Source organism: Oceanotoga teriensis (assembly GCF_003148465.1).
Classification (GTDB): domain Bacteria; phylum Thermotogota; class Thermotogae; order Petrotogales; family Petrotogaceae; genus Oceanotoga; species Oceanotoga teriensis.
The window spans coordinates 109,586-131,948 of record NZ_QGGI01000005.1 but is presented as its reverse complement, the minus strand read 5'-3'; the positions used below and the strand labels follow the sequence as shown (position 1 = coordinate 131,948).

The 22,363-nt window shown below is 27.1% G+C and carries 24 protein-coding genes; 13 read left to right on the top strand and 11 right to left on the bottom strand.

The genetic code is table 11. From position 1 onward, the window contains the following. From C7380_RS05165 to C7380_RS05150, 4 genes are all read left to right on the top strand, one after another. On the top strand, positions 1-751 hold a 751-nt coding region (locus C7380_RS05165), incomplete at its 5' end, for an ABC transporter substrate-binding protein (RefSeq protein WP_109604416.1). Between the two features lie 6 nt (positions 752-757). Then, the gene (locus C7380_RS05160) at positions 758-1,735 is read left to right on the top strand and encodes an ABC transporter permease (RefSeq protein ID WP_109604415.1); all 978 of its coding nucleotides are present in this window, start codon (positions 758-760) and stop codon (positions 1,733-1,735) included. Next, positions 1,714-2,421 (top strand): ATP-binding cassette domain-containing protein, encoded by a 708-nt coding sequence (locus C7380_RS05155; RefSeq protein ID WP_109604414.1) that lies wholly within the window; start codon positions 1,714-1,716, stop codon positions 2,419-2,421. Before C7380_RS05160 ends, C7380_RS05155 begins: the two co-directional genes overlap by 22 nt. A 250-nt stretch (positions 2,422-2,671) precedes the next feature. Next, on the top strand, positions 2,672-3,607 hold the full coding sequence (locus C7380_RS05150; RefSeq protein ID WP_109604413.1) for an ABC transporter substrate-binding protein: 936 nt from the start codon (positions 2,672-2,674) through the stop codon (positions 3,605-3,607). A gap of 33 nt (positions 3,608-3,640) precedes the next feature. Here the strand turns inward: C7380_RS05150 and C7380_RS05145 are convergent, their stop codons facing one another. After that, positions 3,641-4,264 (bottom strand): HAD-IA family hydrolase, encoded by a 624-nt coding sequence (locus C7380_RS05145; protein WP_109604412.1) that lies wholly within the window; start codon positions 4,262-4,264, stop codon positions 3,641-3,643. A 236-nt stretch (positions 4,265-4,500) separates the two neighbouring features. On the opposite strand from C7380_RS05145, the gene C7380_RS05140 reads away from it, so the two are divergent. From C7380_RS05140 to gcvH, 4 genes are all read left to right on the top strand, one after another. Further along, a complete protein-coding gene (locus C7380_RS05140) occupies positions 4,501-4,935 on the top strand; it encodes an OsmC family protein (RefSeq protein WP_109604411.1) in 435 nt (144 codons plus the stop codon). A 190-nt stretch (positions 4,936-5,125) separates the two neighbouring features. After that, positions 5,126-5,719 (top strand): sulfurtransferase TusA family protein, encoded by a 594-nt coding sequence (locus C7380_RS05135; protein ID WP_109604410.1) that lies wholly within the window; start codon positions 5,126-5,128, stop codon positions 5,717-5,719. 2 nt (positions 5,720-5,721) lie between these two features. Then, the gene (gene lpdA, locus C7380_RS05130; RefSeq protein WP_109604409.1) at positions 5,722-7,089 is read left to right on the top strand and encodes a dihydrolipoyl dehydrogenase; all 1,368 of its coding nucleotides are present in this window, start codon (positions 5,722-5,724) and stop codon (positions 7,087-7,089) included. 21 nt (positions 7,090-7,110) lie between these two features. After that, positions 7,111-7,452: a glycine cleavage system protein GcvH gene (gcvH, locus tag C7380_RS05125; protein WP_109604408.1), complete on the top strand. Its 342-nt coding sequence runs from the start codon at positions 7,111-7,113 to the stop codon at positions 7,450-7,452. Between the two features lie 27 nt (positions 7,453-7,479). Here gcvH and C7380_RS05120 read toward each other — a convergent pair whose 3' ends face one another. The 4 genes from C7380_RS05120 to C7380_RS05105 all read right to left on the bottom strand — a co-directional run bounded on the left by C7380_RS05120 (position 7,480) and on the right by C7380_RS05105 (position 11,361). Further along, positions 7,480-8,199 carry an alpha/beta fold hydrolase gene (locus C7380_RS05120; RefSeq protein ID WP_158274784.1) on the bottom strand — a complete coding sequence of 240 codons (720 nt, stop codon included), beginning with the start codon at positions 8,197-8,199 and terminating at the stop codon, positions 7,480-7,482. Positions 8,200-8,295: 96 nt separating this feature from the next. After that, positions 8,296-8,751 carry a redoxin domain-containing protein gene (locus C7380_RS05115; protein ID WP_206050529.1) on the bottom strand — a complete coding sequence of 152 codons (456 nt, stop codon included), beginning with the start codon at positions 8,749-8,751 and terminating at the stop codon, positions 8,296-8,298. 15 nt (positions 8,752-8,766) lie between these two features. Then, complete coding sequence (locus tag C7380_RS05110; protein ID WP_109604406.1) at positions 8,767-9,642, bottom strand: thiamine pyrophosphate-dependent enzyme; 876 nt, start codon at positions 9,640-9,642, stop codon at positions 8,767-8,769. Positions 9,643-9,654: 12 nt separating this feature from the next. Then, positions 9,655-11,361 (bottom strand): 2-oxoacid:acceptor oxidoreductase subunit alpha, encoded by a 1,707-nt coding sequence (locus C7380_RS05105; protein ID WP_109604405.1) that lies wholly within the window; start codon positions 11,359-11,361, stop codon positions 9,655-9,657. A 242-nt stretch (positions 11,362-11,603) separates the two neighbouring features. Here C7380_RS05105 and C7380_RS05100 point away from each other — a divergent pair, with 242 nt between their 5' ends. The 4 genes from C7380_RS05100 to C7380_RS05085 are packed head-to-tail and all read left to right on the top strand — an operon-like array spanning position 11,604 to position 14,399. Further along, positions 11,604-12,641, top strand: coding sequence for a hypothetical protein (locus C7380_RS05100; protein ID WP_109604404.1), 1,038 nt, complete (start codon positions 11,604-11,606; stop codon positions 12,639-12,641). A 15-nt stretch (positions 12,642-12,656) separates the two neighbouring features. Further along, positions 12,657-13,013 (top strand): GntR family transcriptional regulator, encoded by a 357-nt coding sequence (locus tag C7380_RS05095; protein WP_109604403.1) that lies wholly within the window; start codon positions 12,657-12,659, stop codon positions 13,011-13,013. Further along, positions 13,006-13,590: a hypothetical protein gene (locus C7380_RS05090; protein WP_109604402.1), complete on the top strand. Its 585-nt coding sequence runs from the start codon at positions 13,006-13,008 to the stop codon at positions 13,588-13,590. Before C7380_RS05095 ends, C7380_RS05090 begins: the two co-directional genes overlap by 8 nt. Beyond that, positions 13,590-14,399 (top strand): ABC transporter ATP-binding protein, encoded by an 810-nt coding sequence (locus tag C7380_RS05085; RefSeq protein WP_240597510.1) that lies wholly within the window; start codon positions 13,590-13,592, stop codon positions 14,397-14,399. Before C7380_RS05090 ends, C7380_RS05085 begins: the two co-directional genes overlap by 1 nt. 63 nt (positions 14,400-14,462) lie before the next feature. On the opposite strand, the gene C7380_RS05080 is transcribed toward C7380_RS05085, so the two are convergent. The 3 genes from C7380_RS05080 to C7380_RS05070 all read right to left on the bottom strand — a co-directional run bounded on the left by C7380_RS05080 (position 14,463) and on the right by C7380_RS05070 (position 17,663). Then, a complete protein-coding gene (locus tag C7380_RS05080; protein ID WP_109604400.1) occupies positions 14,463-16,340 on the bottom strand; it encodes a BMP family ABC transporter substrate-binding protein in 1,878 nt (625 codons plus the stop codon). Positions 16,341-16,355: 15 nt separating this feature from the next. Further along, the gene (locus tag C7380_RS05075; RefSeq protein ID WP_109604399.1) at positions 16,356-17,078 is read right to left on the bottom strand and encodes a metallophosphoesterase family protein; all 723 of its coding nucleotides are present in this window, start codon (positions 17,076-17,078) and stop codon (positions 16,356-16,358) included. A 102-nt stretch (positions 17,079-17,180) separates the two neighbouring features. Beyond that, a complete protein-coding gene (locus tag C7380_RS05070) occupies positions 17,181-17,663 on the bottom strand; it encodes a glutathione peroxidase (RefSeq protein WP_109604398.1) in 483 nt (160 codons plus the stop codon). Positions 17,664-17,815: 152 nt separating this feature from the next. Between C7380_RS05070 and C7380_RS05065 the strand changes: the two genes are divergently transcribed. Continuing rightward, a complete protein-coding gene (locus C7380_RS05065; protein WP_109604397.1) occupies positions 17,816-18,700 on the top strand; it encodes an ABC transporter substrate-binding protein in 885 nt (294 codons plus the stop codon). Here C7380_RS05065 and C7380_RS05060 read toward each other — a convergent pair. The 3 genes from C7380_RS05060 to C7380_RS05050 are packed head-to-tail and all read right to left on the bottom strand — an operon-like array spanning position 18,670 to position 22,347. Beyond that, on the bottom strand, positions 18,670-19,953 hold the full coding sequence (locus C7380_RS05060; RefSeq protein ID WP_109604396.1) for a ComEC/Rec2 family competence protein: 1,284 nt from the start codon (positions 19,951-19,953) through the stop codon (positions 18,670-18,672). The two genes, C7380_RS05065 and C7380_RS05060, sit on opposite strands and share 31 nt — an antisense overlap. Further along, a complete protein-coding gene (locus tag C7380_RS05055; RefSeq protein WP_109604395.1) occupies positions 19,946-20,830 on the bottom strand; it encodes a bifunctional enoyl-CoA hydratase/phosphate acetyltransferase in 885 nt (294 codons plus the stop codon). The genes C7380_RS05060 and C7380_RS05055 overlap by 8 nt, the downstream gene beginning before the upstream one ends. 17 nt (positions 20,831-20,847) lie before the next feature. Further along, positions 20,848-22,347, bottom strand: a complete 1,500-nt coding sequence (locus C7380_RS05050) for a YifB family Mg chelatase-like AAA ATPase (RefSeq protein ID WP_109604394.1) — start codon at positions 22,345-22,347, stop codon at positions 20,848-20,850. Positions 22,348-22,363: the final 16 nt, after the last annotated feature.

The window sequence follows — 22,363 nt, the reverse complement described above, 5'->3', positions numbered from 1 at the left end:
GAATGCTTTGGCTATAGCTAAAAAATTTAAAAATGATGCTGATTTTGTTGTTGCAATTTCTACACCATCAGCACAAGCAGCAAAGAATGAAATAGATGATAAGCCAATAGTTTTTTCAGCTGTAAGTGATCCAGTTGGGGCTGGTTTGATAGAGAATTGGGGTAAGAATACTTCTAATGTTGTTGGAATTAGTGATATGTTACCTATTGAAACACATTTTAAATTGATGAAAGTAATAATGCCAACTAAGAAAAATATAGCAATTTTATATAATCCTGGGGAAGCAAATTCTAAATTTATATTGGATAGATCAAAAAATATAGGAAATAAAATAGGACTTAATATAATAGAAGTTGCTGGCAGTAATGTAAATGAACTTATAACCTCTGTCAATTCTAATATAGATATGATAGATGTTGTTTATTTGATAACAGATAATTTAGTTTCTTCCAGTGTTGAAATCTTGTCGAAAATATTTTATGATAATAAAATTCCAGTAGTTGCTTCAGATGTTGAAATTGCTAAGAAAGCAGCTTTTATAGGATTTGGATTTGATTATCATTCAATGGGATGGGCTACGGGAAAAATACTTATAAGATTGATAAATGGTGAGAGTACTTCTGATATAGAATCTCAAATTATAGATCCTATATATTTGAACCTTTATGTGAATTTAAAGAGAGCTGAAAATGCTGGAATTGTTGTTCCAAAAAATATTATAAATAAGGCAGATATATTAATAAAGGAGTAATAAAATATGGATGTTTTGTCGATTTTCGAACAAGGTATGATAATGGCTATAGTTTCGGTTGGAGTTTTTGTGAGTTTTAGAGTTATTGATATGCCAGATTTGACTCCTGATGGTTCTTATGTTACAGGAGCAGCAGTTTCTGTAATTCTTATGTATTCAGGAATACCATGGTTTTTATGTGTTTTTTTGGGAGCTTTTTTTGCTGGTGTTTCTGGTTTTTTTACAGCTTTAATAGTAAATAAGTTGAAAGTTAATTCTTTGCTTGCGAGTATTTTAATAATGACTATGTTGTATTCTGTAAATATAAGAATTATGGATGCACCCAATCTTCCAGTACCAGATGGTGGAAATTATTCTTCTGAAAAAATTATTCAAGAGAGTAATAAATTAGATGATTTATTGGGTGATTTTGATTTTCAAGATGGAAATGATATTCAAGAGAAACAAGAGATAAAAAAAGTTACTTTAAGTCCTTTAAAAAGAGATAATAGATTTTTGGTGCTTTTTTTAATTCTTTGTGGAAGTTTGATTATTCTTTATATATTATTTAAAACAGAATTTGGTATTGCTCTTAGAGGTTTTGGAGGTAATAAAGAAGGGATAAAAAATTTAGGAATGAATCCAAATATTTTAAGTTCTTTTGGGATGTTTTTTTCAAATTTTTTAGCCGGATTAGGTGGAGCTATTTTTGCTTCTTATGCTGGATTTAGTGATGTTAATATGGGGACTGGTATAGTTGTAACTTCTCTTGCTTCAATAATAATAGGAGAAATTTTAATTGGAAAATTAAATTTTGCTTTTAATATTTTTGCTCCAGTTATAGGGGCTATTATATATCAATTCTTATTAGCAGTTGCTATGAAATATGGATATGCAATAGGCTTTAAATCCAGTGATATGAAACTTTTAACAGCTTTATTTATAATTTTAGTTATAGGTTTTGAAAAATTGGAGGTGAAAAAATGGTTTCTCTTGAAAAAATAAAGGTGATTTATGATAATGGAGTTATTTCAAAAACGGTTCTTGAAGATTTTAATCTTAACATAAAAAAAGGTGATTTTATAAGTGTGATAGGTGAAAATGGAGCAGGTAAAACGACATTCTTTAAGGTTTTAACTGGTGAAATTAAGCCTGTATCTGGAAATTATATTTTGAATGGTAAAGTAATAAAAAATAAAAAATCTCATTTTCTTTTTAGAAAACTTGGGGTTGTTTATCAAAATCCTGAAATTGGAGTTTTTCCGGATTTAACTATAGAAGAAAATCTTATTTTGGGTTCAAGAAAAGGAAATAAACATTTGATGTTCCGAAGCTTAACAGGAGTTGAATTTCTTGAAAGTTTAGAGATAGGTCTTGAGAAAAGATTAAAAACAAAAGTTTCTAATTTATCTGGAGGTCAAAAACAGATGCTTTCTCTTGTAATAGCCTCTATGACTAAGCCTGATATATTATTATTAGATGAACATACTGCAGCATTAGATCCTCAAAATTCTAAAAAAGTTATGGATTTAACTTATAAAATAAATCAAAAATATGGAATTACAATTTTGATGATATCTCATAATCTTGAATTATTAAAAAAATATCCTACAAGAATTGTTGAAATAAAAGATGGGAAGATTTTTAATGATATAAATTCAAATATCAATAGAAATTGTTTAGTAGTTTAGGAAGATTTTTTCATATTGACATAATTTTTTTATGATGATATAATGAATTTAATTTTGATTATTTAAGGTGATTTTTTATGATTAAGGATAATAATAAAAATTTAATAAATATATTTTCATTTTTTAGGGGCGGCACCCAAATGTCGCCCTTAATCTGTTTTAGCAGATAAGGCGAAATTGATTGGCGGGTGTCTTTTAAAAAAGACACCCGCTTTTTTATTTATGTTTATAAATTAAGGGAGGAATTATTATGAGAAGATTTTTAGTTTTAAGTTTTGTTTTGTTCAATTTTATTTTTGTTTTTTCTTTAAAGATAGGTATTTCACAGATAGTAGATCATCCAGTTTTGAATTCTGTATACGAAGGAGTTATAGATGCTTTAAATGCAGAAGGTATTCAGGCTGATATTGATTATCAGAATGCACAAGGGATATTTCAAAATGCTTTGGCTATAGCTAAAAAATTTAAAAATGATGCTGATTTTGTTGTTGCAATTTCTACACCATCAGCACAAGCAGCAAAGAATGAAATAGATGATAAGCCAATAGTTTTTTCAGCTGTAAGTGATCCAGTTGGGGCTGGTTTGATAGAGAATTGGGGTAAGAATACTTCTAATGTTGTTGGAATTAGTGATATGTTACCTATTGAAACACATTTTAAATTGATGAAAGTAATAATGCCAACTAAGAAAAATATAGCAATTTTATATAATCCTGGGGAAGCAAATTCTAAATTTATATTGGATAGATCAAAAAATATAGGAAATAAAATAGGACTTAATATAATAGAAGTTGCTGGCAGTAATGTAAATGAACTTATAACCTCTGTCAATTCTAATATAGATATGATAGATGTTGTTTATTTGATAACAGATAATTTGGTTGCTTCAAGTTCAAAAATTTTAGGTAAGATATTTTATGATAATAAAATTCCAGTAGTTGCTTCAGATCAAGGATCTTCTGAAAATGCAGCTTTTATAGGATTTGGTTTTGATTATTATTCAATGGGAAGGGCTACAGGAGAAATACTTATAAGATTGATAAATGGTGAGAGTACTTTTGATATGGAGTCTAAAGTTATAGACTCAAAATATTTGAACCTTTATGTGAATTTAAAGAGAGCTGAAAATGCTGGAATTAATGTTCCTGAATCATTTATATTAAAAGCTGATAAATTGGTGAAATAATAAGAAAGAACTGTTTTATAAAACAGTTCTTTTTTATTTTATTATTTCAAGAATTTCTTTAAAATTTTTTATATTATAGTCTGCAATTTCAAATTTTTTTCCACAAGGATTAAAATATATAGTTGAGATATTTGCATTTTTCCCGGCGATGATGTCTATTTTTCTATCGCCTATTGTAATTGTTTGTTCTTCTATTAAATTGTGTTTGTTTATTAAATGATTGATACCTTCAGGATGAGGTTTTCTTTCAAAAAGATCATCTTTTGTGACTATATCATAAAAATATCCAGATAAATGATAATGATCTAATAAAGTTGAAGCTGATTTATAACTTCTATGTGTAAATATAAAATTTTTTCCTTTATTTTTTACAACATATTTTAATATCATTTCTGTGAATTCGAAAGGTTGTCTTTCTTCAAAAGGAACGAATGATTCAGCTTTTTTTATATTTTTTTCTGTAGATTTGTCAATTTGATACTTTTCGTTTAAATAATCTAAAAGAGCTTTTTTGGAAATTTTAGAATTTTTATAAATCGATTCAAAATTTTCTTCTATTCCATTTTTTTCTAATATGTTTATAACAGATTTACTATAAGCAGGATATATGTTAAATAATGTTCCCCCAAAATCCCATATGTAATTTAGGAATTTCATAGATTCACCCCTTCATGATAAATTAATTACCATTATATTATATCATATGGTGAGAATATTCACAAAATGTTATTTTTTTTTGTATTTTAATTTTAAAAAAATGAATGTGATATAATTATTAAGGTTGGTTAAAGAAAAATTAAAGTATAAGAACTGTAACGAAATGTTTATGAAATATATTTCTTATATAATGAATTTGTATATTTTATCATATACCAAATAAGGAGGTTGTTTTTATGCCAAAAATGACTGTTAATGTAAGTGCAAAATGTGAAAATCCTACAAAACTTGTTGTTAAAGCAAGAAATTTTGAAATAATCGTTGATGAACCATCAAACTTAGGTGGAACTGATCATGGACCAAATCCAGTTGAATATGTTCAAGCTGCTTTGGCTGGTTGTTTAAATGTAGTTGGACATGTTGTTGCTAAGGAAATGGGTTTTGAATTAAAGGGACTTGAGGTACAGTTAGATGGATTTTTAAATCCTGCAAAATTCATGGGAAAATCTGATGAAGAAAGAGCTGGATATCAAGAAATAAATGTTAAAATGATTCCTGATACTGATGCCGATGAAGAAACATTGAATAAATGGTTAGAACAGGTTGAAGAAAGATGTCCTGTTTCTGACAATATAAAAAATCCTACACCTGTAAAAATAACTTTAGGATAATTCAGACCGGCTTTTGCCGGTTTTTGTTTTAAAAGTTTTTTATTACAATAATGTTATGTTACCAAAATGAAATTTAAAATTCGCTTTTTATATTTAGAAGTTTTAAATTAATATTATAAAAATCTATTATTTTTTTTATTTTATTTGTTATAATATTTCATATGGAAGTATTTATTATGGAGGAGTACATATGAAAATTTTTGATTCGAGATTACAATCGTTGGACTTACCTACACTGTTTAAAATTTTATCAAATCAATCGAGGCTTGAGATTTTAATTTTATTAAAAGAACAGTGTTTTACTGCAACAGAGATTTCAAAGCAATTAGATATGGATATTTCAACGGTTTATAGACATTTAAAATATTTAAAAAATTATGGATTGATAAGATCTTTTCAGCTTGAAAATACTGAGAGATATGATTTAGCTTCTAAATATTTATATGAGCTTATTGAAGCTGCTATATCTGCACTTTCTGGGATAAAAGGAACAAGAGCTTTTTCTTCTGGAATGGTTAAAATTTATTCTTCTTCTATTGAAGAAATAAAATCTATAAAACCTGATAAGGTTTTAGATGTCAGGGGAGAGATGTGTCCAGTTCCGGATATTCAGTGTAGAAATACTTTGAGAGAGATGAAGCCAGAAGAAATTCTCGTAGTAGTTGTTGATTATCCTTTATCTAAGGAGAGAATTCCGGATAATATAAGATCTGAAGGTCATGAACTTTTAGCAGTTGATGAGGATAAGTTGGGTGATACTCGTATTTATATAAGGAGGAGATAATTGTGTTTGATGTAGCTGTTATAGGCGGAGGACCTGGTGGTTATGTTGCAGCAATAAGATCTGCACAACTTGGAAAAAAAGTTGCTATAATTGAAAAAGAAAATTTTGGTGGTACATGTACTAATTGGGGTTGTATACCTACCAAAGCTATGTTGGCAGCTTCACATTTATATGATGAGATAAATAATAAATCAAAGAAGTTTGGTTTAAATATAGATAATGTTGATTATGATGTAAAAGGTATCATGAAACATATGAATAAATCTATCACAATGTCAAGAAAAGGTGTAGAGTTCTTGATGAAAAAAAATAATATAGAAGTGCTCAAAGGTACCGCAATTGTTAAAGATAAGAATCATATTATGATAAAAGAAACAGAAGAAGTTGTAGAGTCTTCTAATATCATTTTAGCACATGGTTCTGTTCCTGTTATGTTTCCACCATTTTCTGAAGTTGAAGGAATTTGGACAAGTAATGATGTTTTTATGATGGATGAATTACCTGAATCTATTTTGATTATGGGTGGGGGAGTAATAGGAGTAGAATTTTCAACTTTTTTTGCAACTCTTGGTAAAAAGGTAATACTTGTTGAGTTGTTTGATCATATACTTCCTTATGAGGATGTAGATGTTGCAAATGAAGTCAAGAAGTCTTTGAAGAAAAAAGGTGTTAAGATATTAGAAAAGCATAAGGTTCTTGGAGTTGAAAAAAATGATGATTCTTTTATAACTAAAGTTCTCGATGTAGAAAAGAATGAAGAGATTTCTTTTGAAAGTTCTAAGGTTTTAATGGCTGTTGGAAGAAAACCTAATATTCCTCAAGATTTGAGAGATCTTGGATTAGAAATAGAAAAAGGTGTAGTTACAGATAAAACTCTTAAAACTAATATAGATAATATTTATGCTATTGGAGATTTGAGAGCTCAAATAATGCTTGCTCATGTTGCAAGTATGGAAGGTATTGTTGCAGCACATAATATTGCTGGAGAAATTAAAACTATGGATTATTCAGCAGTTCCGTCTATTATTTTTTCAAGTCCAGAAGTTGCTTCAACTGGTTTGAGAGAATCAGATGTGGATTTAGAAAAAGTTATTATTTCAAAATTTCCAGTTTCTGCTAATGGTAGAGCGAGAACCATGGAAGAAAAAGATGGATTTATCAAAATAATTGCTGATAAATCAAGTGGCAAAGTTTTGGGTGTATCTGCTGTTTCTCCTAATGCAACTGATATGATTATGGAGGGGGTAATTGCTGTTAAAGAAGGTTTGACAGTTGATAAATTGGCAGATATGATACATCCTCATCCAACTTTAACGGAATCATTCCTCGGTGCCATAGAAGGTGCTGAAGGTAAAGCTATACATTTATAATTTTTCGGTAGGAGGGATTTTATGAAGAAGTTTGCTGAATCTCATGAATATGTGATTGTTGAAGGCAATGTTGGAACAGTTGGAATTTCGGTTGGTGCAGCTGACGAATTGGGAGATATAACATATGTAGATCTTCCAGAAGTTGGAAAAGAAATAAAGAAAGGTGACGCCGTTTGTTCAGTTGAATCTGTTAAATCAGCAGGAGATATTTATTCACCTGTTAGCGGAAAAATTATAGAAGTAAATTCTGATCTTGAAGACGCTCCAGAAAAAATAAATGAAGATGCTGAAGGTGAAGGTTGGATTTATAAAATAGAACTTTCTGATGAATCTGAACTTGACTCATTAAAGGACGAGGATTGATATAAAAAATAAGACCTTTTTAAGGTCTTATTTTTTTATGAAGTTTAGGGTATTTTGTATAATTATTTTTGTTTGTTCTTCTCGGCTTATTTGGGATGGATTATCGCCTTCTTGTTCTCCATAATATCCAAATTGTGCGTGGTTTCCTCCAATTATTTCAACATATTTTGTTGAATCTGGTAAATATTGTTTATTATTTTTTATCTTTTCTTGATTTGCAAGTCCATCATTTTCAGCATAAATGGATAATACATTTATATTTGAATTTGAAAGGTCATTGTTTTCGGCTGGGTATGCTGCGTATAATATGAGATTTTTTATTTTATCTGGATTTTCATAGACATATTTTGCTGCCATTGCTCCGCCAAGTGAATGACCAGATATATACCAATTTTTTACTTCTGGATAATCTTGTATTATCTTATCAGCTTTATATGAATTGAATATTGCAAGATTGAAAGGCATTTTTGCTATTATTACTAATATGTCTTCTTCTGCCAATTTTTCTGCAAATATTGAATAAGATTTTGGATCTACTCTTCCTCCAGGATAAAATATTAATCCAGTTTCATACTTTTGAGGTTTGAATACTATATTAGAAGTATTTTCTATTTGTATTCCTTCATTATTTGAATTTAAAATTTCTTTGGCTTCTTTCATCGGTCCTAATGGATTTAATGACCATATACTGAATAATATAAATACTATAATAAAAGATAAGATTATTATTTTTAAAAATTTTTTCATCATTTCACATCCCGTTTTATTTTTTATCTTCATAGTATTATATCATGTTTAAGAGTATAAACAGAAACCGAGAGTTTTGAACTCTCGGTTAAATTTTTATTTTTTTAAGAAATCAAATATTTCACTTAAGTTAGGTTGTTCTAAAAGTTCATATTCTTTCATCCATATTACTTTTCCATCTTCATCTATTAAAACATTTGCCCTTTTGTCAAATCCTTTTTCATCGAAAAATAGATTATAATCTTTTCCTATTTTACCATGAGGCCAGAAGTCAGAGCCTAATTTCAATTTTTTTAATTTTAATTCTTTTCCCCAAGCAGCTTTACAAGGTGCTGAGTCTACACTTATTCCAATTGGAATTACATTGTAGTTTTCAAATTCATCATGTTTTATGTCCAAGTTTTTCATCTGTGTTTCACATACAGGTGTCCAAGCAAATGGATGAAAAGAAAGTAATATTTTTTTTCCTTTGAAATCATTTAATTCAAAAATTTTTTCATCCTGATCTAAAATTTTAAAATTTGGTGCTTTTTCTCCAATTTTCAATTCCATAATATTTCCCCCTTTTTATTTTTTGGAATTAATGAATTCCTCAATTCTTTTTAAATTTCTTTGCCTTTTATACAGAGGTTCTTTTGTATTTTTATATATGCTTAACTGTTCATCAAAAGGTTTTCTTTCAGTATTTTTATATATTATTCCAAGTGGAAATTCATCTTCTTTTAAAGCTAATTTGATAGCTTCTTCTTTGTTTGTGTAATCGTATTTTTCATCTAATTTATATGTATGATCTTTGAACCATTTAAAAGTATTTATTTTATTAAAAGTCACACAAGGTTGATATATATCTACTAGGGCATAACCTGGGTGTTTTATCGCTTCTTTTATTATTTCAGTAGTTGTTTTAGGGTCTGTTACACTTCCTCTTGCGACAAAAGTTGCACCAGTTGCTATTGCAACAGCTATTGGATTAAATGGTTTTAATATTACGCCATTTACTTGTACAGGAGTTGTCATGCCAGTTTGAGTTGTTGGTGAAGCTTGACCTTTTGTTAATCCGTATATCATATTATCATGTACTATATTTGTTATATTTATATTTCTTCTTATAGTGTGTATGAAATGATTTCCGCCTTCACCATACATATCTCCTTCACCACTTTCAGCTATAACTGTTAAATCAGGTCTTGTTGCTTTTATAGCTGTTGCTGCTGGTAAAGCTCTTCCATGAAGACCATTGAAAAAATTTGTTTTAAAATAATGAGGTATTTTGGCTGCTTGTCCTATTCCAGAAACTAAAACAAAATTTTCAGGATTTAGGTTTTCGATCTCTTCAAGAGTTTTTTTCAATAAGTTTAATATACCAAAATTTCCACATCCAGGGCACCAAGCTATATCTAAATTATCTTCATAATCGAGTGAGAAAGTTTTTGTTTCATTCATGTTAATACCTCCTTATATTATTTCTTCTATTTTTTTAATCAATTCTTCAACTGAAAATGGCATTCCATCATATTTTAAAATTCTATTATCAATATTTATATTTGTCTCTAATTTCAATAAATTTGCGAATTGTCCAGTTGCATTGTTTTCAACTACTATTATTTTTTCAGCTTTTTTTAATAAGTCTTTTACTTTGTTATTTAGAGGATATAATTGTGTGAAATGAAGCATAGATGTGTTTTTGATTTTTGATTTTTTTAAAGCTTCTTTTACAGAATTATAATTAGAGCCCCAAGATATTATGAGATTTTTAAAATCTTCAGAACCTATTATTTCAGGCATTATGGCATTTTCTTTTAATAGATCTAATTTACCCATTCTCTTATCCATCATTTTGATTCTTATATCTAAATCTTCTGTTATGTGTCCATATTCGTCATGTTCATCTGAATCAACTCCAACTATTCCTTCACCGTAATTTGGTATACCTCTTGGTGATATACCATTTTCAGTTATTTTATATCTTTTATAATTTTTATCAGTTTTTATAAAATATTTCTCTATTTTTATATTATCTAAATTAAATTTTTTAACATTATAATAAGAGTCAACAAAATATTGATCAGTTAATAGAAATACTGGCACTTGATACTTATCTGCTTCATTGAAAGCTTTTTGAGAAATAAAGAATGCATCTTCAATATTACCTGGAGCATATATTATTCTTGGAAATTCACCATGACCTGAATACAAAGCCAAATTTAAATCTTCTTGTGCGGTTCTTGTTGGCAATCCTGTTGCGGGTCCAGGTCTTTGAGCTATATGAATTACCATGGGCGATTCAAGCATTCCAGCAAGAGAAACTCCTTCTTCCATCAAAGAAAACCCTCCACCAGATGTTGTCACCATAGATCTCGCTCCAGCATACCATCCACCTATGGCCATATTTATTGCAGCTATTTCATCTTCTGCTTGTTCAACGAGTATATCATCAAATTTTTGTGAAAAATTTGCAAGAGATAATAAAACACCTGTACCAGGAGTCATAGGATATGAAAATATAGAATCACAACCTCCAGCTAAAGCTCCAAGGGCCACGGCATCATTTCCATTTATTAATAGATTATCTTTTGTTTCTTCATTATTTTTTATTTGAATTTTTAGATCTTCTGATGAATAAAGTTTTTTACCTTCATCATAACCTTTTTCAATCGCTTGAATATTTTTTTGTATTATATCTTTTGATTTTTTTGCAAAATAATTTTCCATATGTTTTTTCAGTTGCTCTTTTTCTATTCCAAATAATGATAAAACAAAACCAACAGCAACTATATTTGAATATATTTTACTTCCAATTTCATTGGCAATTTTAAAAATAGGAATATCTATTAAGTTTTTATTATCAAGGTTTAGAGTTTCTTTTTCAGCTATTATTATCGTTTCAGTATCTATACGATTTTCTAAATGATCTACTGATTTTTTTGTTAGGGGTAATAATAGATCTATTTTGTTTATATGTGTTCTAACTGTATCAGATCCAACTCTTATTTCTGTAGAATTACTACCACCTCTTATTCTTGACATGTATTCTTTGGTTGCAAATACATTAAAACCTTCTTCTTTTAGTATTTTTGTCAGTATTTTTTCTATTGTTTGAATTCCTTGACCTGCTTCTCCAGATAAAACTATTGAGACATCATCTTTGAATATTTTTCCCATTTGTGTCCCTCCTCGATTGTCTAATTATAAAAATAATTGTTAATTTTTATTTTTGTTTTTTAAAGTTCTTTTATATATATTATAACATATAATCTATTTCGATTAAACTAATTTCTATCAAAATTATCGGAATTATACGTTAAGTTTTTCTAAAAAAAGTTTGTGAGCTTGACAAACTTTAAACTTAAGTGTTATACTTTAATATAACACTAAATAAATAATTTTTATCGGGAGGTATTTTAATGACCAAGAAATATCAATATATATTTCGAGCTGTTATTGCAGTTTTATTTGCAATTTTAGGGGTTTTTATTCCTTCGGCAGTCTTTAAGGTTATATTTGCTTTTTTGACAATTTTTATGTTAGCTTTGAATTTTAGAAAGTTTACTGTCTTTTTAATTATTTTTGTAGCTATATTTTTTCTATTGCCTGGAGTTTCTATAGCTGTTTATAAAAGTAGGAATTTTGAAAGAGATTTTTCTAATTTTTGGATGTATTTATACAATGATAATGAATATAAAAAAATTTGGAAATATGATTTTTCAAGGGTTTATATTCCAGATATGGAAATAAAGAGTTCTAATCAAATTTCTTTTAGAGGAAGTGCATTTGAACTGGTTTTTGATGAAGAGTCTAATAAGATTTCCATACCTTCTGAATTAACTTATTATTATGATGGAAATAAACTTATTTTTGATTCAAGAGATTATTTGAATGCTAAGATGAAGATAATTATAGGGACTAAGAATAATGATTATACATCTCTTTTTGTCGATGCATCTTATTTAGAAATGAAAGGTTCTTCTTTTTCGTCTAAATATATTGATTTAGATGTCGTTAATCTAAAAGTTTTTAATGGCATTAATTCTAAAAATATTCATATAAATAGCAATGTTGTTTATTTGACGTCTTTTTTTAATTCTGATTTTATAGATATCGATGGAGTTTCTGTTAAATTAAATAATTTTCTTATAGATTCAGAAACATTTAATATTAAATCTGATGTCTTAGATATTTCTGGTGAATTTTATGTAAAGAAATTAAACTTTGAAGGTACTTCTATTAATTTCGATTTAAAGCTTCATGAAACAGAAAATTTTTATTCTTCTGGTACTACTATAAATGGTAGTCTTGAATATCTTGATAATTGGGAAGAGGATAAAAGAAGTATTAAGTTGTATGGAGAAATAGGGGATGTTGAAATAATAACAAGAAAAGATAATAAAGGTGAGTTTGATATAAGAAATGATAAGGGTATTCTTATTAATAGAATTGATTAGAAGGATGTGATTTTAATGCTTGGGAAGGTCGATAAACATAGTGGAATCCCTGCATATATTCAGATTATGAATCAAATTCGTAAGGAAACTATAATGGGAAACTTGAAGAGTGGAGATCAACTTCCACCTGTTAGAGAAATGCAAAAAATTTTTGGTGTTAATATAAATACAGTAACGAGGTCTTTGGAAAAATTATCTAATGAAGGCCTTATTGAAGCTCAACATGGAGTTGGTTATTTTATAATGGAGGACAGTTCTGTGAGTGATAAGGCAATTAATATAATAAGAGATGCTGTTAAGGCACTCAAAAATTGTAATATTGATTTACAGATGAGTATGCTTTTGTTGGAGGAGGTATGGAAAGATGACTGATTTTCTTAAAAAAACTGAAGCTTATTTTATGAAAGAATTTACTGAAAAAGCTGGAAGAATTGCAATATTTTCACTTTTTTTAATGATTCCTGAAATTTATACAAAGATGATTTTTTCTTTTATTTTTATAACTTTTATGTTGGCTTCTGATATACATAATGGAAAATTTTCAACTTTGATAGCTCTTCCTTTTTCATATAGAGATATCTTTTTGAATTCATATTTATTTTTAATTTTTATCACTACCATAACGACTTTTGCGGGAATTGCTTTTTATCAAGTACCTAATTTTATGATTTGGAGTTTATTTATTAAACAATTAATATTTATAACTTTTTATTACTCTGTTTCTATTTTAAGCGTTACTTTTGGAATGGATAATTTTGGAATACCTTTGTTAGTACTTGCAATAGACTTTTTTGTTGGTATTATAGGCGGATTTGATATTCCAAATATGAATCCATATAAACTTTTTTCACCTATTTTTCAAAAATCTTTATTATTATCTGGAATTTTTAGTATTATTTTATTTATTTCTGCCTTTATATTTTTTTGTAGAAAGGGGGTTCAGAAATAATGATTTCTGTTAATAATTTGGTTAGAAGTTTTGGTTCTAAAACTATTTTGAATAGAGTATCTTTTGAAGTTCCAGAAGGAGAAGTTTTTTCTTTAATAGGTCCTAATGGAGCGGGTAAAACTACTACGATGAGATGTCTTTATGGAGATCTTAAACCAGATAGTGGTAATATAAGTATATTTGGTGAAAAATTTAGTGCAAAGCTTAAGACTAATATAGCTGTTATGTCTGAAGATAGATTGACTTTTAAAAGATTTAAAGGCGAAGATTATTTTAAATTATGGAAAATGTTATATCCGAATTTTGATGAAGAAGTTTTTTCTAATTTTATTCTTCATTATAGATATGATTTAAATCAGAAAGTTTCAACTATGTCTATGGGGCAGAAAACTTTGTTTCATCTTGCTTTGACTATTTCAAGTGGAGCAGATCTTTTAATTTTGGATGAACCTACTCAAAATCTTGATCCAGTTATTAGACATGAAATTTTGGATATAATTAGAAATTTTGCAATAGATAGAAATAAAACTATTATTATTTCATCTCATGAAATATATGAACTTGAAGAGATTTCGACTTCTTTTGCTATAATAAAAGAAGGAAAAGTTTTATATTCTGATACTATAGATGATGCAAAATCTAAGCATAGGATTATTAATAAGGGTGAAACAGTTCCTAATGGTAAAGTTGTTGCTAATATAAATGAAGAGATATTGATCGAAACTGATGAGGATGTTGGAAGATATGCAACATTTAAAGAAATTTCATTGGCTTATTTGAAAGAAAATAAAGGTTTTAGTCCTTTTTAATTTTTTTAACATTAAAAGAGAAGATATTTTTAATAGATATATCTTCTCTTTTTTATATTTTCATTATTCAAATAAAATATTATCTAAGAACCAATTCATTTTTATAAGTTGTTCATCATTTATTTGTACATTTCTTGGGATCTTAAGATTACTTTTTGAGTCATATATAGGGCCTTTGAATATCATATTATCATCGGATTTTATTTGTTCTTTTATTATGTTTATTAAATTTTGTGTTTGAGGTTTTATATTATTACTCATAGGAGCTATGTCCACTATACCAGATTTTAATCCACCCCAGAATTTTTCAATTTCTTCGGATCCTCCAAATAAATCAAAGAAAGAAAAATTAGAGCCTTTGATTATATCTTGTATTATATTTGAATAATATTTTCCCCATTTCCATATTACTGAAGTTAAATAGGTTTTTGGTGCGAATTCTCTCATATCAAAATGATATCCTATAGTATAAACTCCATATTTTTCTCCAATTTTCATGACTTCTGCACTGTCTTGATGATGAGTTAAAATATCAGAATTTTTCATGTTTATAAGATATTCTGTTGTTCTTTTTTCATATTCTTTATTTGCCCAAGAGTTTGTCCATCCAATCCAAATTTTTGCTTCAGGGTTTACTGATTTTACACCAAGGGCGAAAGCATTTATTCCCATTATTACTTCAGGTATGCCAAAAGGAGCTACATAGCCTATTACATTTGTTTTTGTTTTTAATCCGGCTATTATTCCAGTTAAATATCTTGGTTCATACATTCTTCCAAAGTAGGTGTTTATATTTTCTTGTGTTTGATATCCAGAAAAATGTTGGAATTTTACATTTTGAAATTGAGATTGTTTATGTTCATTTAAGTAGTCAAAACTTGTTGAGAAAGTTAGTTTATAATCTTCTTTTTCAATTTTTTCCATTAATTCTTTGAATTTTTTTATATTATCTATATTTTCAAAAGATTTTGTTTCTATTTCATTTTTAAATTTTTCTTGAACGTATTTTCTGCCTATTTCATGCGAATAAGTCCATGCAGATTCATTTATTCCAGTATTATATATGAAAGCTACTTTTATTTTTGTTTCACCTGTGAATAATATTCTTGGTAATTGCCATATATTTAATCCTTCTGTACCAGATTCTCTTTCTATTTCTTTTATTATTTCTTTTACCTTATTTTTGAATATTTTATTGTCTGAATCTATTATTAATCCATATGTTTCTATATATTTTAAAAAAGCATCGCCGGCAGATTTTTTTAATTTTTGTCCACCAATTATATTATAAGTTTTTTTAAAAGGTATGAAATAAGTTGTTATGAAATCTTTATATTTATCATTTATAAGAGAATTTTGAGTTTTGTGAGTTTTTATTATGTCATACATTTGAGCAAATTTTCCTTCTTCTGTAAACCATAACTCATTAATTTTTGTTTTTTTATAAAATTTTAAGAATTCATAGTATATTTTTATTTCTTGATCATCTGGATCCCATTTTGGAACGAGTCTTTTCACTTTTGCTTGTATTGAATAGGCATTTACATATTTTAAAACACTGACTCTTTTATTACCTTCTACAACGTAGAACCAGTTTAGATATTCATAAACTTCTATTGGATCTCTTATACCTTCTTCATATTGAATTTGTAATAGATTTATCCATTTTATAGAAAATTCTGTTTTTTCATCGAATATTGGGTAAAAATTATTTGCAAAGGATAAAGCTCTTGAATGATAGTAAGTACCTTGAATTTTTTCTAAAGGTATATCAACTAATCCGAGATCTTCTTCCCTTATTATATCAACATTTTCTATTATGTTTTCTAAGGATGGTAAATAACCTTCTTTTCCAGAACTAATTTTACTTATAAAGTCTTTTTTTCCAATTTTTTTGGCTTTTAAATATTCATCTGTTAGTTTATTTCTATTATTGTACATTTTTAATCCCCCAAATTATTTTAAAACTATCTCTTTAGTTTTTGTAGCTTTTAATCTTTTTATTTCAAGAATAATTTTTTTCTCTTCATCATATTTTATTTTTTGATAAGGAACTGAATTTATCATATAGGATATCATATTTTCTTTTCTTAATTTAAAATCAAGTTGATTTATAGTATAAGCTCTGTGTATATGTCCATATAACCATAATTTAGGAAATATTTGTTTGTACATATCACCGAAATTTTTTGAAGGTATATGATATCTATCAAATTTTTTTATTGTGTTTTCTATTAGAGGCGGATTATGTGTCGCTACTATGTCTATATTTTTAATTCTTTTTAGAAGCATTTTTATGTTAATATCTCTTTTGAATTTTGCAGTGTCTTTTTCAGATATATGAAATGGTTTTATTCCATATGATAAAGCTCCTGAAAAGGCCATTATATTGATATCTTTTTTTATGTATCTTTTTAGGTTTATGAGACTTTTATTTAGAACAAGAAAACCTTTATATATATCAGAATATTTTTCATTTTCTTCTTTGTATACTTCTGGGAAGTATTTTTTATCATGATTTCCATGTACCATTATACTCAATGAAGGCTTGAATTCATTATTTACATAGTCCATATATCCAGGTGAAAGGTCTCCACATCCAATCAATAGATCATAATTTTTGTTTTCTCTGTTTTTTAATGTGACTTCTTCATCAGATACAGATATTATATCTATCATTTGTTTCTCCTTTTTAATCACTTTTTATATATTTTATCATATTCATTTTAAAACTTTTGCATAAAAAATAAACGAGCAGAATTAAATCTACTCGTTTATTTTTTATTTATTTAAATATTTTTCAATATCTTTTGATAGAGAAAGTGGCTTTTTTATAGGAGCATATCTTTTTACTACATTGCCCTGTTTATCTAAAAGAAATTTTGTGAAATTCCATTTTATATCTTCACTATTTAAAAGACCCTTTACTTCAGATTTTAAGTATTTGTATATTGGATGAGTATTTTCTCCATTTACATCTATTTTATCAAATAGTTGGAAAGTTACATTATAATTTAATTTACAGAAACTTCTAATTTCTTCATTTGAGCCAGGTTCTTGCTCGCCAAATTGATTACATGGAAATGCAAGTATTTCAAAATCTTTTCCTTTATATTTTTCATAAAGTTCTTGTAATTCTTCATATTGTGGAGTAAAACCACATTTACTCGCAGTGTTTACTATTAATAGGACTTTTCCTTTATACTCACTCATGTTTTTGTTTATACCCATATTAGTCTTTGCTGATAATTCATAAAATGACATTTTACCACCTCTTTTTAATTTTTTTAGATTTAATCTATATAAATCAATTATAATATTTATTTTCTTTAAAGTCAAATGGTATAAAAATGTTAAATTTTAAAATAATTTAAAAATATGATATTATTTAAATATAAAAATAGGAGGTGTTTTTGATGAAGAAAAAGTTAACTATTTTTTTGTTTATGATTTTAATATTAAATTTATTTGCTACTAAAGAATTGATCATTGGAGCAAAGATGTTTACAGAAGGGTATATTGTATCAAATTTAGTATCCGAACTTTTGAAAGAAAATGGTTTTGAAATAAAAGAAAATTTTGGTCTTTCTTCATTTCCATTGAGAAAGGCAATTGAAACAGGTCAAGTTGATATATATCCAGAATATACAGGAACAGCTTGGGCTGCATATTTTAAGAAAGATGAAAGAATTTATGATCCAGTTAAATTATTTGAACTAGTGGCAAAAGAAGATTTAGAAAAAAATTCTATAGTTTGGTTAGATATGATAAATTTTAATAATACTTATGGAATGGCTGTTAGAAGAGAGTTTTCAGAAAAGAATAATATTTATTCTTTGAGTGATCTTTCTGAATATTTGAAAGAAAATAAAGATATTATTTTTGGTGTTAATCCAGAATATTATCAAAGAGCAGATGGTATTTTTTCTGTTTTAAGTTATTATGAGATGGATGTTCCAAGAGTGAATATTAAAACTATGGAAGCTGGTTTGACTTATACAGCTCTTAATAGTAAAAAAATAGATGTTTCAATGGTTTATTCTACAGATGCTTTAATTTTAAAATATGATTTAATTGTTTTAAATGATGATAAAAACTTTTTTCCAGCATATTATCCGTCTGTTATGGTTCGAAAAGAAATATTGGATAAATATCCTGAAATCAAAGATATTTTAAAACCTTTAAAAAGGTATTTGAATGAAGATATAATGATAAGGCTTAATTATTTAGTTGATGTTGAAGGATATGAACCAAAAGTTGTTGCTCAAAATTATCTTAAAGGTCTTGGTTTTATTAAATGATTTAAAATTATAATATAAAAAATGAATATTATGCACCATATTATAAATATTAAAAAGTTATTTTCAATTTTTAATAGCGGAATATTTTCAAATATTTTTAGAAAGTTTAATATTCCACTACTTATTGTATTTGTGAATGATTGTAAAATTACAGAATTTATTAATATATTAAAAAAACCTAATAATATTAATAGTCCTATTATAGGAGAAATTATTGGAGTTATTATTATTCCTGATAATGATATTTCTCCAAACGAATATAAAGAAATTGGAAATATACCTATATAAGCTGATATGGGTATTATTATATTTTTTATTTTTGACTTATACAGCTTTTTATTTGTGTACAGTATCATAAATGTAGCTGAATAACTCATTAAAAATCCTATGTTTTGTAGGTTTTCTGGGATTATTATGAGATTTATATATCCTATTAAAGATAATATGTTTAGACTATCATATTGTAGATCTAATATCTTAAATATGTTTATTATGCTTAATAATAATACAGCTCTTAATGAACTTGCAGAAAATCCTGTTAGTATTAAATAGAAATTTATTATTATTGTTGAAAGTATTAATCGTATGTTTTTTTTGTATATTAATAAATTTATTATTTTAGATATGATAAAGTATATTATATATACATGAAATCCAGATACAGCAAATAGATGTAATGTTCCTGTTTTTTTAAATTTTTCTTTATTTTGTATATTTCCCATAATACTTGATTTTACTATGTCGAAAGTATTAGGATCTTTTAGTCTATTTTTTAATTGATTTATTATTAGATCTTTTATTTGAAGTATTGATTTATTTCCTTTAGTTGCAATGTAATCTGTTTTTATTATGTTATTATTTTGTTTTTTACCATATAGATAGATTTTTTGTCCATTTTTTAATGGTTCAACTGAGAATTTTGAATAATAAGTTATATAAATTTTGTTTGTTTTTTTCCAATTTTCATCATAGAATTTGTTTATCATTATTTTATATTTACCATCATCTTTGTCTATTATTGTTCCAAGCATTCCCAATGATTTATTTGGAATATCTGAAATTAAAAACATATTTAATATTATGGGTATTATCAATATTGATTTTGTGTAATTTTTTTTTATTAAATATAAAATAATAAATGCAATTGCAGATAAAATACCTGCAATTGCATTTATTTTTGAAATTGAAATAGTTATTATTGTTATTATGAAGAGTTCAAAAAAATAAGGTATTTTGAATTCTTTTTTAAGCATTCAAAACTCCAAGCGCTAGAGAGGCTAATTTAGATTTTGAATCATTTGCTCTTGATACGACTATTATTGGAGCTTTTGCTCCTAAAATTAAGCCAGCTATTTTACCACCTGCAAAGTATATTGCGGATTTTCCTAAGAAGTTTCCAGAGTGTATATCGGGAACAACTAATATGTCTGCTTTTCCCGCTACATCACCATCTACTTTCTTTATTTTAGCTGCCATCATATCAAGCGCATTATCTATACCAAGAGGACCATCTATAATACAATTTTTTATTTGATGTCTTTTATTCATTTGAGTTAGTATTGCAGCATCCATAGTAGCTTGCATATCTGGGTTTACAACCTCTACAGCAGCTATTAATGCAACTTTTGGGATATCTATACCAATTGAATGGGCGAGTGAAACTGAATTATCTATTATCGAAATTTTTTCTTTCAGTGTTGGATTTATTATCATTCCACCATCTGTTACCATTATTAATTTTTGTAAGTGTTCAGTTTCTATTACTGCACAGTGAGATAAAACATTTCCAGTTCTTAATCCCCATTCTTTATTTAAGACAGCTTTTAATAATGTTGATGTTTTTATATTACCTTTCATAAGTACATCAGCTGTCGATGAAGAAACTAATCTTACGCCTTTTCCAGCAGCATCTTCTACTGAATCTGCTTCTATTATTTGATAGTTTTTTTCTATTATTTTTAAGTTTTCTTCAATTTTTTCTTTGTTCCCAACAAGAATAGGTTCTGCAAATCCTTCTTGTTCTGCTTCTGAAACAGCTTTTATTGCTTCGATATCTTCAGCCCCAACAACAACAACTCTTTTTTTTCCACCCTTTTTTGCTTTTAAAATTAAATCATCAAAGTTTTTCAATTTTATTCCCCCTATATTTAAAATAAATCTTTTCCTCTATAATTAAAAGCTTCTGCTAAATGTTTTATTTGTATATCTTTTTTTTCATCCATATCAGCGATTGTTCTAGATACTTTTATTATTCTGTTTACAGATCTTGCAGTTAAATTTAATTTTTTTGAAGTGTTTTTTAGAAATTCTTCTGTTTTATCCGACATGTTAGAAAATTTTTTTAATTCTTTATTATTTAATTTCCCATTCAATTTATTTTGTCTTTTTAATTGAATAAGAGCACTTTTAGAAACTCTTTCTTTTATGTTTTCAGATTTTTCAGCAGGATCTTTTGACATTAATTCATCTATTTTTACTCTTGGAACTGATATTCTTATATCGATTCTATCTAATATGGGTCCGGATATTTTTTTATTATAATTCATTATTTGCACCATAGAGCATGTGCATTCTTTTTCTTTGTCACCATAATATCCACAAGGACAAGGATTTTGAGCTGCTACGAGCATAAATTTTGCAGGATATTCTGCATAAGCCTTTGATCTTGCAATTGTAACTTTTCCATCTTCTAAAGGTTGTCTTAAGGCTTCTATTACATCTGTTTTATATTCAGGAAATTCATCCATAAAAAGTACTCCATTATGCGCAAGACTTATTTCACCTGGTCTTGGATTTGAACCCCCACCAATAACTGAAGCTGATGAAGCTGTATGATGAGGTGCTCTAAAAGGTCTTTTTTCTATGATTTTGTTTATCATTCCAGAAATAGAGTATATCTTTGTTGTTTCTATTATTTCTTCTTTAGTCATGTTTGGGAGTATCGTTGGAATTCTTCTGGCTATCATTGTTTTACCTGAACCTGGAGGTCCATTCATTATTATATTATGAAATCCACAGGCGGCTATTTCTATGGCCCTTTTTGTTAGAAATTGACCTTTTATTTCTGAAAAATCTAAATCTGATATTTCTTCTATTATTTTATCTATTTTTGGTTTATAATTTTCTGTTTTTCCCAATAATATTTTTTCTATGTCTTTTATATGATCTATTACAAATATATCTTCTTTTTTTATGAATTGACTTTCATCTTGATTTTCTCTCGGTATTATGAATTTGCTATTTTTTATTTTATTTTTTATTTCCATTAAATAAAGAGTTATACCATTTACAGGTCTTATTTCTCCGTTTAAACCAAGTTCACCAAAAGTATATAAATTTTCTGGTATTGATTTTATTTGTTTAGATGCTTCAAGAATAGATAATGCAACAGGAAGGTCAAAATGTGAACCTTCCTTTTTTATTGAACTTGGTGATAGATTTGCTATTATTGAGCCATTTGGCACTCTATAATTACTATTTCTAATTGAACTTAATATTCTTTTTTCACTTTCTTTTATTGATGTTGCTGGCATGCCAACTATTTTAAAGTTTTGAATTGTTGATCTTGAGTTTATATCTATTTCTACAAGTATTTCTTCAACATTAAATCCATTTATTGCTCCTGTCTTTAATCTTGAATATTTCACCAGGATATCCCCCTCC